The organism is Gillisella taibaishanensis (assembly GCF_001938985.1).
Lineage (GTDB): Bacteria > Pseudomonadota > Alphaproteobacteria > Rhizobiales > Rhizobiaceae > Allorhizobium > Allorhizobium taibaishanense.
Map to the genome: position 1 here is coordinate 886,607 of NZ_MKIN01000022.1, position 15,131 is coordinate 901,737.

General features: G+C 60.2%; 12 protein-coding genes. 2 read left to right on the plus strand and 10 right to left on the minus strand.

Annotated features, from left to right (window positions below; translation table 11 throughout):
• Positions 1-71: 71 nt before the first annotated feature.
• The 7 genes from BJF91_RS15265 to BJF91_RS15295 all read right to left on the minus strand — a co-directional run bounded on the left by BJF91_RS15265 (position 72) and on the right by BJF91_RS15295 (position 6,612).
• Entirely contained in the window at positions 72-485 is a 414-nt protein-coding gene (locus BJF91_RS15265) for a DUF1236 domain-containing protein (protein ID WP_075615306.1), read from the minus strand.
• A 247-nt stretch (positions 486-732) separates the two neighbouring features.
• A complete protein-coding gene (locus tag BJF91_RS15270; protein ID WP_075615307.1) occupies positions 733-1,122 on the minus strand; it encodes a RidA family protein in 390 nt (129 codons plus the stop codon).
• A 5-nt stretch (positions 1,123-1,127) separates the two neighbouring features.
• A complete protein-coding gene (locus BJF91_RS15275) occupies positions 1,128-2,555 on the minus strand; it encodes an aldehyde dehydrogenase family protein (protein WP_075615308.1) in 1,428 nt (475 codons plus the stop codon).
• A 141-nt stretch (positions 2,556-2,696) separates the two neighbouring features.
• Positions 2,697-3,395: a hypothetical protein gene (locus BJF91_RS15280; protein ID WP_162843872.1), complete on the minus strand. Its 699-nt coding sequence runs from the start codon at positions 3,393-3,395 to the stop codon at positions 2,697-2,699.
• Positions 3,396-3,632: 237 nt separating this feature from the next.
• On the minus strand, positions 3,633-4,328 hold the full coding sequence (ung, locus tag BJF91_RS15285; protein WP_075615310.1) for a uracil-DNA glycosylase: 696 nt from the start codon (positions 4,326-4,328) through the stop codon (positions 3,633-3,635).
• A 27-nt stretch (positions 4,329-4,355) separates the two neighbouring features.
• Positions 4,356-5,744 (minus strand): GntP family permease, encoded by a 1,389-nt coding sequence (locus BJF91_RS15290; RefSeq protein ID WP_075615311.1) that lies wholly within the window; start codon positions 5,742-5,744, stop codon positions 4,356-4,358.
• Between the two features lie 73 nt (positions 5,745-5,817).
• Positions 5,818-6,612 (minus strand): HpcH/HpaI aldolase family protein, encoded by a 795-nt coding sequence (locus BJF91_RS15295; protein WP_075615312.1) that lies wholly within the window; start codon positions 6,610-6,612, stop codon positions 5,818-5,820.
• Positions 6,613-6,857: 245 nt separating this feature from the next.
• On the opposite strand from BJF91_RS15295, the gene BJF91_RS15300 reads away from it, so the two are divergent.
• Positions 6,858-7,811 carry a sugar-binding transcriptional regulator gene (locus tag BJF91_RS15300; RefSeq protein WP_075615313.1) on the plus strand — a complete coding sequence of 318 codons (954 nt, stop codon included), beginning with the start codon at positions 6,858-6,860 and terminating at the stop codon, positions 7,809-7,811.
• A gap of 59 nt (positions 7,812-7,870) precedes the next feature.
• Here BJF91_RS15300 and BJF91_RS15305 read toward each other — a convergent pair whose 3' ends face one another.
• From BJF91_RS15305 to BJF91_RS15315, 3 genes are all read right to left on the minus strand, one after another.
• Positions 7,871-9,838: a glycosyltransferase family 2 protein gene (locus BJF91_RS15305; RefSeq protein WP_139310711.1), complete on the minus strand. Its 1,968-nt coding sequence runs from the start codon at positions 9,836-9,838 to the stop codon at positions 7,871-7,873.
• Positions 9,839-10,002: 164 nt separating this feature from the next.
• A complete protein-coding gene (locus BJF91_RS15310; protein WP_075615315.1) occupies positions 10,003-11,229 on the minus strand; it encodes a DUF1501 domain-containing protein in 1,227 nt (408 codons plus the stop codon).
• 46 nt (positions 11,230-11,275) lie between these two features.
• Entirely contained in the window at positions 11,276-13,234 is a 1,959-nt protein-coding gene (locus BJF91_RS15315; protein WP_234801633.1) for a DUF1800 domain-containing protein, read from the minus strand.
• 573 nt (positions 13,235-13,807) lie between these two features.
• Here BJF91_RS15315 and BJF91_RS15320 point away from each other — a divergent pair.
• Entirely contained in the window at positions 13,808-15,127 is a 1,320-nt protein-coding gene (locus tag BJF91_RS15320; RefSeq protein ID WP_075615679.1) for an ABC transporter substrate-binding protein, read from the plus strand.
• The last annotated feature ends 4 nt before the right edge of the window (positions 15,128-15,131 follow it).

A 15,131-nucleotide genomic window follows, 5' to 3' on the forward strand; every position in this document is an offset into this window, starting at 1 on the left:
GGCGGATCGGCCGGCAGGGCAAAGTGACTGGAGATTTCAGGCTCCCGAGGGAGCCTCAGTATACGTGGACCTTACTGGACCACATCAACAACCGTGTAGGTCTGGGGATCGACGATGACCCGCTGATTGTTGACCACGGCATAGCTGTAGGTCGGATCGTCAGGAATCGGGGTCAGGATCACCTGGCGCGGCAGCGGCTTGCCGACAACGACCTTCTGCTCGACCACATAAGGCTGGGCCGGAACCGGCTGCTGCTGGACATAGGTGACGACGCGTTCCGGCGGCGGATCAATGGCAGTACCGGCAACGGCACCAACGACGCCGCCAACCGCAGCTCCGACAGGACCGCCGACAACGGCACCGGTAACAGCACCACCGGCCGCACCGGTCACGGTGCCACTCTGGGCCATGGCCGAGCTAGCGGCGCCTGTTGCAATAGAGCCGGCAAGGGCGGCAGTAACAAGAAGTGCAATCTTCGCTTTCATCAGACTATTCCTTCCTTCGAATTGGTATGATCACAAAACGAAGGAGAGAAATGTTTGTTCCTAATTTTTTAAATAACGTAAACTGAACACTCCGTTCATCTTCGGTTCATCACAATAAAATCCATCAAAGAGCAAGTCACCGCAGGAGGTTTTCTCGTCTACGCGACACTATAAATAGGATTATACATATATTTTGGGAAAATATGCACGGAGAAGGATAGCGTTCCGGCTGAATGGCCGGAACGCGTTACCCCAGTTTGGCCGCCGTCACTTCGACTTCAACCAGAAATTCCGGACGGGTGAACCCGGCGACGATAAGAAGCGTCGAGACCGGTTTTGGTTCCCCCGTATAATGATCGCGCACCCGCATATACGGCGCGAAATCCTCGCGCCGGGTGACGAAACCACTGATGCGGATCACATCGGCATAACTCATGCCGGCCTCAGTGAGGATGGCGCCGATGGCCTGAAAGCACAGATGCGCCTGCCCCTCGACGTCATCGGGTATGCTGTCATCTGGGGCAATGCCGAGCTGGCCCGAAGTGACCAGCAAGCTCGCGCCAGGAGGCACGAGCAGACCGTGATTGTAATGACCGAACGGCTTGCGCACTGACGGCGGGTTGAAGACCTGCTTCACGGCAATTACGCCTCCCAGCCGACCACACCCTTGATTTCAAGGAAATCGTGGATGGCCCAATCCGCATATTCACGGCCGTTGCCCGATTGCTTGTAGCCGCCGAAGGGCGCGAACGTGTCCCAGTCGGGGTAATTCAGATAGACCGAGCCAGCCCGCATCTTCTTGGCGACATCGCGGGCGTGCTCGATATTGGTCGACTGCACATAGGCAGCGAGGCCATAGACCGTGTCATTGGCAATTTCGACAGCCTCGGCCTCATCCTTGTAAGGCAGGATCGAGAGCACAGGCCCGAAGATTTCCTCGCGGGCGATGGTCATGTCGTTCGAGACATTACCGAACACGGTCGGGCGGATGTAATAGCCGCGGTTGAGCCCTTCCGGCCGGCCAAGACCGCCGGTGACCAGAACAGCCCCTTCTTTTATGCCGGCCTCGATCAGCCGCTGGATCTTGTCATACTGGATCTGACTGACGACGGGGCCAAGCTGGGTTTCGTCACCGCGCGGATCGCCGGTCACGAAGGTTTCCGCCTCGGCCTTGGCATGGGCCAGCGCCTCGTCGTGACGATCGGCCGGCACCAGCATCCGGGTCGGCGCATCGCAGGATTGACCGGAATTGCCAAAGCAGCCCTGCACACCCTTGCGCACCGCAGTTTCGAAATCGGCGTCGGGCAGGACGATATTGGCGGATTTGCCGCCGAGTTCCTGGGCAACCCGCTTGACCGTTTCCGCCGCCGTCTTGGCGACGATAATACCGGCCCGGGTCGAGCCAGTGAACGACACCATGTCGACATCGGGATGGCCGGCCATGACCTGGCCGACATCTGGGCCGTTGCCGCTGACCATGTTGTAGACACCCTGGGGCACGCCCGCCGCTTCCATCACTTCGGAAAAGACGATGCCGCTGATCGGCGCGATTTCCGAGGGTTTCAGCACTACGGTGCAGCCGGCGGCCAGCGCCGGCGCCACCTTGCAGACGATCTGGTTGAGCGGCCAGTTCCACGGCGTGATCAGCGCACACACGCCGATCGGCTCCTTGACCACCATGGTCCCGCGTCGTTGCTCGGAAAACTTGAATGTCTCCAATCCGGCAATCGTCGCTTCCATGTGGGCGCGGCCCGCCCAGGCCTGGCTGTCGCGCGCAAAGGAAAGCGGCGCGCCCATTTCCCGGCTGACAGCCTGGGCAATATCCTCATAGCGCCGGTTATATTCGTCGAGAATACGGTTCAAGAGCGCCAGCCGCTCTGCGACCGGCCATTGCGAAAAGCTGGCAAAAGCGCGCTTCGCTGCGGCCACCGCCTTGTCGACATCAGCCTTGGTGCCGACGGAGATCTGCGTATAGGCCTCTTCCGTCGAGGGATCGATCACATCGAGCACGGCGGGGTGAACCGGATCGACCCAGGCGCCATCGATGAAGAATTTCAGGTGATTGCTCATGAACTGCCTCCGGTGTTCGTTTGACCGGAGCCTACCGCATAATTTCGCGAATCGGAATCGATTTAAGGGTAAAATTATCCAGCGAATTTAACAGTAAACGGTGTAAATCCAGCGCGTCAGAGCAAAGGGCTGGAGACCACGTCAATGGCCGTCGCCCTCATCCACTCCGCCTTTACGTTGATCCCGTCTCGTCTGCCGTCGTTCTCGCTGCCGGCAGTGGTACGTTTCGAACACGCCGAGATGGTCGAAAGTCAAACTGTCTTCTTCTGGAATGGTCGCTCTTAGCTGTTCTACGCTGATGCCACACCGCACCTCACTGGCGATGTGGAGCGCTCTGATTGCGCGCTTTTTGAGCCGACCTTTCCAGGTATCCGCGGATAGACCGGCAGCGTCTGCAGACACCCGATGGGAAAAATCATGAAATTGCTCGTCAGTCGCCTCGATAGCCCAGTCTATCACTTTTAATCGTACGCGAATGTCAAAGTCCTCGATACCTTTCACCAAGCCTTGAGCCGCCGCTTCATCATACCACCCGCTATCGATGAGATAGCCAACAAACGCTCTCCGGCATTGCGGCATCACATCATCGGCAAGTTTGAGGACGGCATTTTTTACCATCTCGCTGCGAGGCGACACCTCATACAAGAAGTATGTGACTCTCAGCCTGTCGTTGACGTCTTCTGTGGCGATAAAATCGATGAGAACCGATAGATCGATACCGTTTTCCCATCTCTTGAAAACCGTCCAAAGAGCCTTGTAACCGAGGTCGCGATCAGTCTTGGATGCCGCCAATTGCAGCAAGTCCTTCGTGGAATAGCTGGATAAGTCGTTTTGCATCATTGGGCGGATATAGAAATCCGCGAGCCGAGGCATACAAAATGCCTTTGAGGGTTAGCCAACCACCCCACATTCCACCAGAATATCGGGCGCCATACAGTCATCAAGGATGCGGTTTCATGATCCAGCGCATCCCCTGGCTTATCAAACTATCTTGCACGTCTCGATAAGCGAAGCAATGGTTCCCGAGCTCTCAAGTCCGGCGGCAAAGAATGTCAGCCTGCAAGCAGGTTTATAGGGCTATGGCTGGCTCGGATCCTCGGGCAGCTGCCAATCGATCGGCGTCATGCCGTGCGCCTCCAGATAGGCATTGGTCTTGGAAAACGGTTTCGAGCCGAAAAAGCCGTTATGGGCTGAGAGCGGCGAAGGATGCACGGATTTCAGCACCAGATGCCTTGTCTGATCGACAAAGCTCGCCTTCTTCTGGGCATAGGCACCCCAGAGGATGAAGACGACGTGTTCGCGGGTTTCGGCCACGGCATGAATGATCCGGTCGGTAAATTTCTCCCAGCCCTTGCCCTGATGCGCGCCGGCGCGGCCCTCTTCCACTGTCAGCACGCTGTTCAGGAGCAGCACGCCCTGGCGTGCCCAATGTTCGAGAAAGCCGTGGCGTACCGGGGCTATACCGAGATCGGCCTGCAATTCCTTGTAGATATTGACGAGCGACGGCGGAATGCGCACCCCAGGCTGCACCGAAAAGCACAGGCCATGCGCCTGGCCAGCGCCGTGATAGGGGTCCTGGCCGAGGATCACCACCCGCACCGTGTCGATGGGGGTGAGATCGAGCGCCCGGAAATAATCCGGACCACGCGGGAAGATATGCTTGCCCTGCTGCTTTTCAGCGAGCAGGAACTGCTTGAGGTCCTGCATGTAGGGCTGGTCGAATTCGTCTCCGACCGCCTGTTTCCAGCTTTCGTCCAGCTTCGGCTCGGCCATAGCACCCTCCTCTTCAGGTCAAAAATTTCAAACCAAGGCCGGCATGAGGTTCATGAGCAGGACCATGACCAGGCCGACCACCGAGACGATCGACTGAATGACGGAAATGGTCATGGTCGCCTCGCCCATGCTCATGCCGAAGGATTCCTTCACCAGCCAGAAGCCGGCATGATTGGCGTAGTTGAAGAACAGCGAGCCGCAGCCGATGGCAAGCGCCAGCAGCGGCACATTCATCGCCTGCCCGGCCGCCAGCGGCGCGAGAAGACCGGACGCGCCGACAATACCGACCGTGGCGGAGCCCGTCGACACCGACAGCAGCATGGAAATGATCCAGCCGAGAATGAGCGGCGACAGGGAAAATTGCTGGCTGAGATGCAGGATGGCATCGCCCACCTTGGCATCCGTCAGCACCCGCTGGAAAGCGCCGCCGCCAGCGATGATCAGCAGCACATTGGCAATCGGCTTCAGGCTAGCCGAAAGCGCGGCGCGGAGATCGTCGGCACGGCCATAGCCCTTGCGCCCCAGCAGCAGGGCCGCAAACAACACGCCGATCAGCATGGCAATCACGGGATCGCCAAGAAAAGCCGTGACCGACAGGATGTCGGCACCCTTGTCGAAGGCGAGTTCGGCAATCGAATGGGCAAGCATCAGCACCGCGGGCAGCAGCGCCGCCAGCAGGCTCAAGCCAAAGCCGGGCCGCGATGCGGATTGATTTGTGCCTTCGGATCGGGCCGAAAATTGCTCGATCAGCGCAGGCTCCGGGCGCACGGCAAGTCTTGGCGTCACCCAGGCGCCGTAGATCGGGCCGCCAAGGATGATCGCCGGGATGGCGGCGATGAAGCCGTAAAGCATGGTAGCGCCGACATTGGTGTGCAGCGCCGCGATTGCCGTCAGCGGTCCCGGATGCGGCGGCACCATGCCATGCATGGAGGCGAGCGCTGCGATGACAGGCACGCCGACATAGACATAGGCCGAGCCGCGCACCTGCTTTGCCTCGTCGAGCTTGCGCGCCACGCTGAAGATCAGCGGCAATAGCACAACAAGGCCGACCTCGAAAAACATGGGAATGCCGATGACGAAGGCAGTCCCGGCCATGGCCCAGGGCAATAGCCGCACGGGAACCTTGCGCACGATCACTTCGGAAATTCCATCGGTCACGCCGGTATCAGCCAGGATCTTGCCGAGCATGGCGCCAAGCGCCACGACGATGCCGACCGCGCCCAGCGTATTGCCAGCGCCCGTGACGATGGATTTCACCAGCTTATCCTCAGGCATGCCGGCGGCAAAGCCCACGGCCACGCAGGCGACCATCAGCGCCAGCAGCGGATGCATTTTCAGCCGGGAGACGATCATTACGACCAGGAAAACCACGCCAGCGAGCGCGATGGCGAGCAATTGTATGTCTGAAGCGGTCATGATCTCTCCGGGCCGTTCTCATTCTGTCACGGCAGTGCACATTCGGGTAAACGCGCAAGGCCGCAAATCACTGTCAGTATCCGCCGGCATCCTTGGCGTCGCCGTCTTTCAAGGCAGCCAGATGCGCGGCGGCGGCATCGGCCAGCAGGCCGACATCGCTGGTCATGGCGAGGAAGCCGATGCCGGCATCACGCGCCAGGCGGGCAAGCGCGGCATCGCCGGTCATGATGCCGATGGGTTTGCCGAGCGCCTTGGCGCGGCGGATGATGTCGGCGACGGCGGCCTGAACCTCGGGCACATCGACCCGGCCGGGAAAGCCGAGATCGGCGGCAAGATCCGCCGGGCCGATCAGCAGGGCATCGACGCCCTCGGTAGCGGCAATGGCTTCCAGATTGTCCATGGCCTGACGGCTTTCGATCTGCACGATCAGGCAGATCTCTGCGTTGGCCGTCGCGACATAATCGGTAATGCGGCCGTAATTGGAGGAGCGCCCGAGACCGGCACCGAGTCCGCGAATACCCTCAGGCGGGTAGCGGCAGGCACGGGCGGCGGCCTGCGCTTCCTCTGGGCTGTTGACCATGGGGATCAGCAGGGTCTGGCAACCGATATCGAGCGCCTGCTTGATCAACCAGGCCTCGTTGACCGGCAGCCGCACGATGGGATGGGTGCCGAGATGGGCTGCCGAGGCCAATTGCGCGGCGAGAAGCGGAATATCGTTCGGTCCATGCTCGGCATCGATTAACATCCAGTCGAAGCCGGCGCCGGCACAAAGCTCGCTCACCTGCGGGCTCGCCAGCGCCACCCAGAGACCGTAGAGCAGGCCGCGTTGGCCAAGTGCCTGTTTGAAACGGTTCACGGGTGCGGGCATCGCTATCTCCTGCTCCATAGCATCGTGCAGAAAATCAGAAGCGCGCACGATGCTATAAATTCCTTCCGCATCGGATGTCCGAAAACCGGTTCCCGCTTTTCGGCCGATGCTCTTGCCCCTCCTCTTACGCCTCATGGGTGACAGGGTTCAAGGTCGTTTGCGACGTGGTCTACAACCTTGATCCCGAAACAATTGACAGCGTAACCCCTTTGCTTCTACCTCATCGGCCAAGGAAGAGGTGTTGCATGGCGCGTAAAGCAGGCTCGAATGGACGGCTGGATGACGCGGCCCGGGCGGGTTGGCTCTATTACGTGGCCGGCCGCACCCAGGACGAAATCGCCGCAGCCATGAATATTTCCCGCCAGAGCGCTCAGCGGCTGGTGTCTCTGGCCGTGGCGGAAAAGCTGGTCAAGGTACGTCTCGACCACCCCATTGCCGTCTGCCTGGAACTCGCCGAATCCGTCAAGGAAAGCTATGGCCTGAAACAGGTGGAGGTCGTGCCCACCGATCCCGGCTCTGACGCGACGGCAACGGGCATTGCCGAGGCCGGTGCTGCCGAACTCGAACGCTGGTTGAAGCGTCCTGAACCGCTGACCATTGCCATGGGCACCGGCCGCACGCTGCGCGCCATGATCGACCAGTTGCCGCAGATGGAATGTCCGCAGCACAAGATCGTGTCTCTGACCGGTAATATCAGCCCGGACGGATCGGCCGCCTATTTCAACGTCATCTTTTCCATGGCCGATGCGGTCAAGGCGCGGCATTTTCCGATGCCGCTGCCGGTTATCGTCTCCAGCGCCGAAGAGCGCGACCTGCTGCATCGCCAGCCGCTGGTCGCTCCCACTATTGCCCTTGGTCGTCAGTCGGATGTGACCTTCGTCGGCATTGGCGAAATGACGTTGAACGCGCCGCTGCTGCTGGACGGGTTCCTGAAGGAAGCCGAGATGCGCAGCCTGCTGTCTGCCGGCGCCACCGGCGAGATCTGCGGCTGGATTTTCGATGCCAAGGGCAAGCTGCTTGACGATCCCGTCAACAGTCGTGTCGCCAGTATGGCCATTCCCTCGCGAGAAACCTCGACCGTCATCGGCATGGCGCGGGGCAAGCGCAAGCACGCGGCCATCCGCGCCGCCGCCCGTGGCGGCCATGTCAACGGGTTGATCATCGACGAGGACGCCGCCCGCTATCTGCTGGGGCTGTGATGCCTCACGAGAGAACCGGAAAGGACGCGGCTAAGCCGCTTTCCCCTCCTCTGCTCGGATCAGGTCGCGGCTGATGGCACCGGCCCGCCCGTCCATCCCGCCCTGAAAACCCGCTGCTTGCGCCCAGATTTTTCCCGCAGCAGCAGCAGGGCAGCGATGGCAATGCGGATGAAGAACGGCACGGAAAACACCTGCAGCATCGTGACCGCGCCGCCGGGAATGATCCCGAGCACCAGCGTCACCATGGCAGCATTGCTGACGACCCAGACGGCGAGGAACTGGCGGCGCATGCGCAGCCATGCCGGCGGGTAGGCCGGGCCCGTTGCCGCGACCAGGCCTTTGGTGCCCCAGCTGACATCGTGGATGTTCGCGAAGGCATAGGTCAGCATGTAAAAGCTCACGACAAGCGAGGTCGGAATATAGAACAGGAACAGCCTGACCAGATCCGGCAGCCTGTTGCTCGAATGCCGCCATACCGCCAGCCCCAGAACGAAAATCGATGCCGAGAAAACAGCCAGCGAACCGCTTGCGGCATGGGCAAGACTCGTGAACAATCCCGGCAAAGCCAAGGCCAGCAGCGTGGCAATGCCGATCCCATGCAGCAGCGTCTGCATCGACCCGCGCCCGGCTCCCTTGGCGTCCCGCCCCGTCATGCTCACCATGCAATAGAGCCAGAACAGCAGAACCCCTGCCGCCATGACCGGCGCCAGGGGAACTCCCATTACGCTGCGGATCTCGTCCTGGAGAAAACCGGTGCTGAGCGAGACCAGCAGGGCGAGCGTCGAGGGAATGAACCATTGCTCCAGGTTTTGCCAGAGCGCCCAGAGCACGGCGAGTGACAGGCTGACGCGGCGACCGGGCCTAGTCTCCAATCCCGATCCCGGCCCTGCGGGGCTCCTGCAGATCACCTGCCCCAGACTGGCCACGACAGCAAGCCTTGCCGACAGCGTGCTGTTGGTCCAGCGCCGGCGCTGGCGTAGCAGCTCGCCAACCGTCTTGCAGCCATCAGTGAGGATGGTCGCATCCCGCTCATAGCGGATCGTGGCAGAGCCATGGCTCTTGACGATTTCCGCCCCGATGATCCGGTCTTCGGCCAGAAACAGGTTGGCCTCCAGCAGACCGTCCGGCCTCGACAGCCCGCGCAGATAAGCGTCGAGCGGATCGCCGGCCGGGCTGCGCTGCAAGGCAGACATCCGCATCAGGCTCGCCTGACCAGGCACGACTTCGAGATAGCCGAGACCATGGCCGATCGGCCAATCGGAAATCTTCTGCCACAGGAAGTCGGCCTGCTGCCAGCTTTGCAGCCAATCGGTGAGCGCCACCCCCTCCATCATCACATTGGTGGCCAGTGCCGCACAATCAGGCTCCCGCCGCATCCGCTCCAGAAGATGGACCAGGCAATCGGCCACCGGCCGCGATCCGGCATCGATCTGCAACACGAAGTCGGGGTTCCGACAGGGTACAATACCGCGGAAAAACAGCGCATGGCTGTCGAGCTTGCCCCTGTTGCGCTCCTTCACCGCCAGATGCACCACAAGCGGCGGCAGGTCCTGACCGGGATCGTCCAACCATGCCTCTTTGGCAAACTCCTGCGCGGCGATCTGCCGTGTCTGCACCCGGACACGATCTGACAGGATATCGAGAGAATTGACCTTATGTGCGTCGTCAAGGCCACAATCCCGGTCGAGATCGAAGCCGAGACGGTTGATCAAGGCCTCGGTCTGCGGGTGGACACGGTCACGCCCGTCGAGAACGATCACCACTTCAAGCGAAGTGCCACCGGCATCGCGGCCCGGCAGCCGGGCCTGATTGGCCGTGAGGCAGGCCAAAGTGTCCTCCAGCGCGTCCGGCGGTTCGTTGTAAAGGGTCAGGCAGACCAGAAGGTCGGCATTACCCACCGGTTGCTCGTCGAGCCAGATGGCGGAATGGTGGTGGGAGGGAAGTTTCGCGTGCGGCAGGACGGAAACAGCCATAGCGGCACCCCGTCCGGCTGCACCGTCACGTGCAACTGGAGAATGAAAAGTCACGATAATATCCTTGGTCGGTTCAAAAATTTTGGACGCGCGCAGGCGATCAAGCCGGTCGCCCGGGCCTGAACCATCTGCATTGGTCGGATAAAAGAGATGCCGGGCGCCCGCCTGGAACACGGTGACATCGGATCGCGGTTCAGCTCAGCCGAACCGGAACTTGGTTAGAACAGCGCCATCGCCGCATAGCCCTGATCGGCAATCGGGTTGACCGGCAGCCGCCAGAAATCTCCGACGACCGAGGCATAGACCCGGCGGAAATCCGTGGTGAAAAAGGGATTGCCTTCGCCATCCAGCTTTTCCAGATCGGCGCGGCTGCCATGCAGGCCGGGCCGCACGGCACCGCCCATCAGCAGCACGGGACAGCAGGAGCCGTGATCGGTGCCACCGGAGGCATTTTCGGCCGGCCTGCGGCCAAATTCCGAATGAGCGATGACCAGCGTATCCTGCCAGACGCCGATATCCTTTAATCCACGCCGCAGGCCCGTCAGTATCGCTTGTACCTTGGCCAGCAGCCGCTCGTGCTCGCCGCGCAGGTTGGAATGCTGGTCGAAGCCGCCAATGCTGATCTTCCACAGCGGTGCCTTCACATCCTGCTCGATCATCCACAGCAACAGCGCCGTCTGGGCATCGGTCGGCTCGATATAGTGATTGCGGGTAAACCAGGCCTCGAACCGGTTGTCGCCCTTCAGCTTTGCCGCGACGTCTGCAATAACGTCCTGCTGCTCCTTCATCATCCGGTTGAGATAGGACAGTGCGGCATGATCGTCCGCTACGCCCATGTCAGGCATCGCTTCTGCTTGAACGCCATGCCCGGCACCGTATCCGGCAAATGTCTCGTCGACCGTCAGGATACGAGTACCCTCGCCTTCGAGCAGATCCTGATTGCCGGAAAAGATCACGCCATCGGCATCGAACGGCCCGGCAGACGGACGGTTGGCTTGCAGCACCTGACCGACCCAGCCGCCATGGGCAATGCCGTCCTTGGAGGCACCCGCCCAGATTTCCGCCGATTTGAAATGAGAGAGGTTGCCATGGGGATAGCCGACATCCTGGACCACGGCGATTTCGCCGTCGTGGTAGAGATCGGCCATTTGCCGCCAGGCGGCATTGAAACCCATCTCGTCGTTGAGCGGTAGAATGTCATTGCCCTTGAGGCCGATCGTCGGCCTCAGATTGCGGTAGGCCGGATCCTTGAAGGGCACCAGCGTATTCAGCGCATCATTGCCGCCGAACAGATCGAGCAGGATCACCCTGCGGGTCGTCGCCGCGGCCTGCGGACCGGCCGCAGCAAGCGCCTGGCGCGCCCAGAGTGGAGTGGATGCAAAGGACAGGCAGCGTGCCACGCAAGCGGCAAACTCCCGCCGGGATAAACCGGCATGGTTGAACATGGTAAAAGACTCCTCAGTCAAAAAATCTTGGAAAATCAGAACAATATCATTTGAGATTGTATTGCGGATCGAGCGTCATCGTCCGGATGCGGTCGGCGAGCACCGCGCCGCCTTCGTCTGCCGCGGCCCCCACCGCAGGCTGCATCGGCATCGATACCGGTTGAGCCGATGCCGGCCGCTGCCCATCATTGGACCCGGAGGCTCGATCCGCCCCTCCCCGATCCGTAAGCTCCCTTCCTAAAAGCCATTGCGACGCAACCGTTTCGCGGCTTTCCACCCCATCCGCCGCCATGACTGAAAGCAATGCCAGGCTCTCCTCCAGGCTTTGCCGGGGATGCGGCAGGGCGGGCAAAGCCAGCCGGGCGGTGGTATACTCGATATGGCTGTTATGATCCGCCCTGAGATCGTCGATAACAGCCTGGCGCGGATCAAAGGGCACGATATCAAAGGCAAGGCCGACATCGCAGTAGAACATGCCCTTCGGTGCATCCGCGCATGTGGCGTTTGCGGGAGACCAGCGGCCAAGCTGCGGCGGATAGCGGCGACCATCCACCTCCACCCAATTGACGAATAATTGGCTATCGGGATCGCCGGAGGCATGGATGACCTCGACGCTGCGAACCGGTAACGGCAGGCCTTCGGCTGGAATGATCGCGGTTTCCCACATGGGTTTGAGCTCGGCCGTCTCGCTCTTGCGCCGCTGGTTTTGCAGGTTGAGCCCGATGGTTTGGTCGACCGTCCCAACTTCGACGCCGTTGACCTTCACTTTGAACCTGGTGGGCGTGGTGATGAATTGCGCGCTGAAGCGCACGGCGAGATCATCAGGCTTTGGCTTGCGGTCGGCCACCTCTATTCCATCCCACAACCGCGACAGCACCGTCTGGCGGTAAGCCAGCGTCTTCATGTTCAGCCAGGCCTTGCCCTCCCGCCAGCCGGCAACCGAGGGCGCCATGAAGGGCGCCTGACCAAGCCGGTCGAGATAACCGACGAGCACGGCGGCATCGTCCGGCATCAGGCCAAAGGTGCGACAAAAGCCGACGACGAGGTCGATCGGAGACTTGACCAGATCGCCGCGATGGTCCGGGCTCCAGAATTCCGGGCTAAGCAGCAGCGCCCGCAGGAAGGGCTTCAAATCATAATCGTGATCGCGAAGCACCACGGCAAGACGCTCACTTGCTTCCGGGCTCGGACGGATCGACACGAAGGCGGCGTAGAATTTCGCAGCAATCAGCTCCGCCGTCTGCGGCTGCGCCAAGAGAATGTCGACAAGGCGGTCAGTATTATCGCCGCTCCTGGCCGCGATGACTTGGCCGAGCACATGTTTCTCGCCATCATCAGCCTCCTCAGGCGAGTACCGATAGGTCCAGCCGCCGTCGAAATCGACGCCGTGCCCGGCAAGCGCCCGCGCCACTTCGGTCACGTCGCGCTGGTCGTAATGACCGATGCCGAGCGTGAACAATTCCATCAACTCGCGGGCCAGATTCTCGTTCGGATGGCTCTTGGTGTTGCGGACATTGTCGAGGCTGGTCAGCATCATCGGATCACGCAGGACATCTGCGAGCAGCGTGCGGAAATTGCCGTGGCCCTCGCGACGAAACAGGGCGACCTGATCGAAAAACGGCGCGCTCACCCGGCCCGGATCGAAGCGCGAGACGAAATGACCGTGCCAGAACAGAGCCATCCGCTCGGCAAACGGCGTTTGCGTGGTGATCATATGCCCGATCCAGGCCACCTGCATCTGGTCGCGCTCGGCCACCCGCTGCAGCACCATATCCTGATCTTCCCAGCCCTTGGCCCAGTAATTCGGTCGAGGTAGCGCCACAAACGGCGGCGGCACCGGCAGATCGGGCCGATCCAGACCGACAAGCAGCCGATCGACGGCCTCTTCCCGGGTCAGCGGCGCCACGGCCACCATCTCGCCAGGGCTCGCGCCAAAGCCGGTTCGTTGCAGCAAGTGCCGCGCTTCGCCCATATCAAGAGCAAAGGCCGGCCCGAAAGAAGACACAAGCAAAGCCACCGGCAGAACAACTCTGCCGCTCAAAAATAATTTAAATATCACGGTATCGCTCCCCAGCGAAAACGTATCACCCCTAATATCTGCATATTGTATTTATAAGCGTCTAACCGTCAACAGTATTAATAAAAATTAAAAAGTAAAATCGATTAAAATAGCCTCACAAGACCGAATTACATTTTCATGTTTCTGAAATATATAAATGTATTAATGCCACTGATATAAGCAGCGGCCGGAAATATATCAAAAACGACATAAATCTATTTTCCGACAAGAAATTCTTTAATCCGACACTTCAGCACTTGGCGACCAGCGCCGGCGCGCGCTCCACAATAGACATCGCCTCTATACTTTCGCGCACCAACGCGGGAGCAGCACACGCTCTTCGCGCTGCAGCAACGAATTCCCCTTGACAATTGGGGGCAGTAAATGAGTAATTGCCCAGCATCAAAGCGAATGCTCAGTTTTGGTCGATCCGGTCTCCTGGCTTTTGCAGGAGGCCACCGGATCTGCCAAACCGCTTTAGGGACCGACCGCATCGAATTGCGCTTCTGGGAGGAAGATATGACTTTGAAAACTGTATTGCTGGGCGCCTGCTCGGTGCTGGCCATGGCTGGCATGGCATCTGCGGAAACGCTGACCATCGCCACCGTCAACAATGGCGACATGATCCGTATGCAGAAGCTGACGGACGACTTCACCAAGAAAAATCCTGGCATCGACGTGAAGTGGGTCACGCTCGAAGAAAACGTACTGCGCCAGAAGGTCACCACCGATGTTGCCACCAAGGGTGGCCAGTATGACGTGATGACGATCGGCATTTACGAAGCACCGATCTGGGGCAAGCAGGGCTGGCTGGCACCGCTGGACAAGCTGTCTGCCGACAAGGATTACGATGCAGAAGACCTGCTGCCGCCGGTGCGCTCTGGTCTGACCGTCGATGGCAAGCTCTATGCAGCACCTTTCTATGCCGAAAGCTCGATGGTGATGTATCGCAAGGACCTGTTTGAAAAAGCAGGCCTGAAAATGCCGGATGCTCCGACCTGGGACTTCATCAAGGAAGCAGCCGACAAGATCACCGACAAGTCCAAGGAAGTGTACGGCATCTGCCTGCGCGGCAAGGCTGGTTGGGGCGAAAATATCGCCTTCCTCTCCGCCATGTCCAACTCCTTCGGCGCAAGCTGGTTTGACGAACAGTGGAAGCCACAGTTCGATCAGCCGGAATGGAAGAAGACCCTTCAGTTCTACGTGGACCTGATGAAGAAGGACGGCCCTCCCGGCGCGTCTTCCAACGGCTTCAATGAAAACCTCGCCCTGTTCCAGACCGGCAAATGCGGCATGTGGATCGATGCGACGGTTGCAGCGTCCTTCGTGACCAACCCGAAGGAATCCAAGGTTGCCGATCAGGTCGGCTTTGCACTGGCTCCAGACAATGGTCTTGGCAAGCGCGGCAACTGGCTGTGGTCCTGGAACCTCGCCATCCCTGCCGGTTCCAAGAAGGTCGAAGCCGCTGAAAAGTTCATCGCCTGGGCAACCAGCAAGGACTATCTGAAGCTGGTCGCCGAAAAGGATGGCTGGGCCAACGTTCCTCCGGGCACGCGCACCTCGCTTTACGCCAATGCCGATTACCAGAAGGCAGCACCGTTTGCGAAGATGACGCTTGACAGCATCAACTCGGCAGACCCGAAGCACCCAAGCGTCAAGCCCGTGCCTTACGAGGGCGTGCAATATGTGGCCATTCCGGAATTCCAGGGCATCGGCACCGCCGTTGGCCAGCAATTCTCGGCAGCCCTTGCCGGTCAGACCACGGTCGATCAGGCGCTGAAGACCGCCCAGACACTCACCGAGCGTGAGATGAAGAAGGCGGGTTATCCGAAGAAGTAAGGGA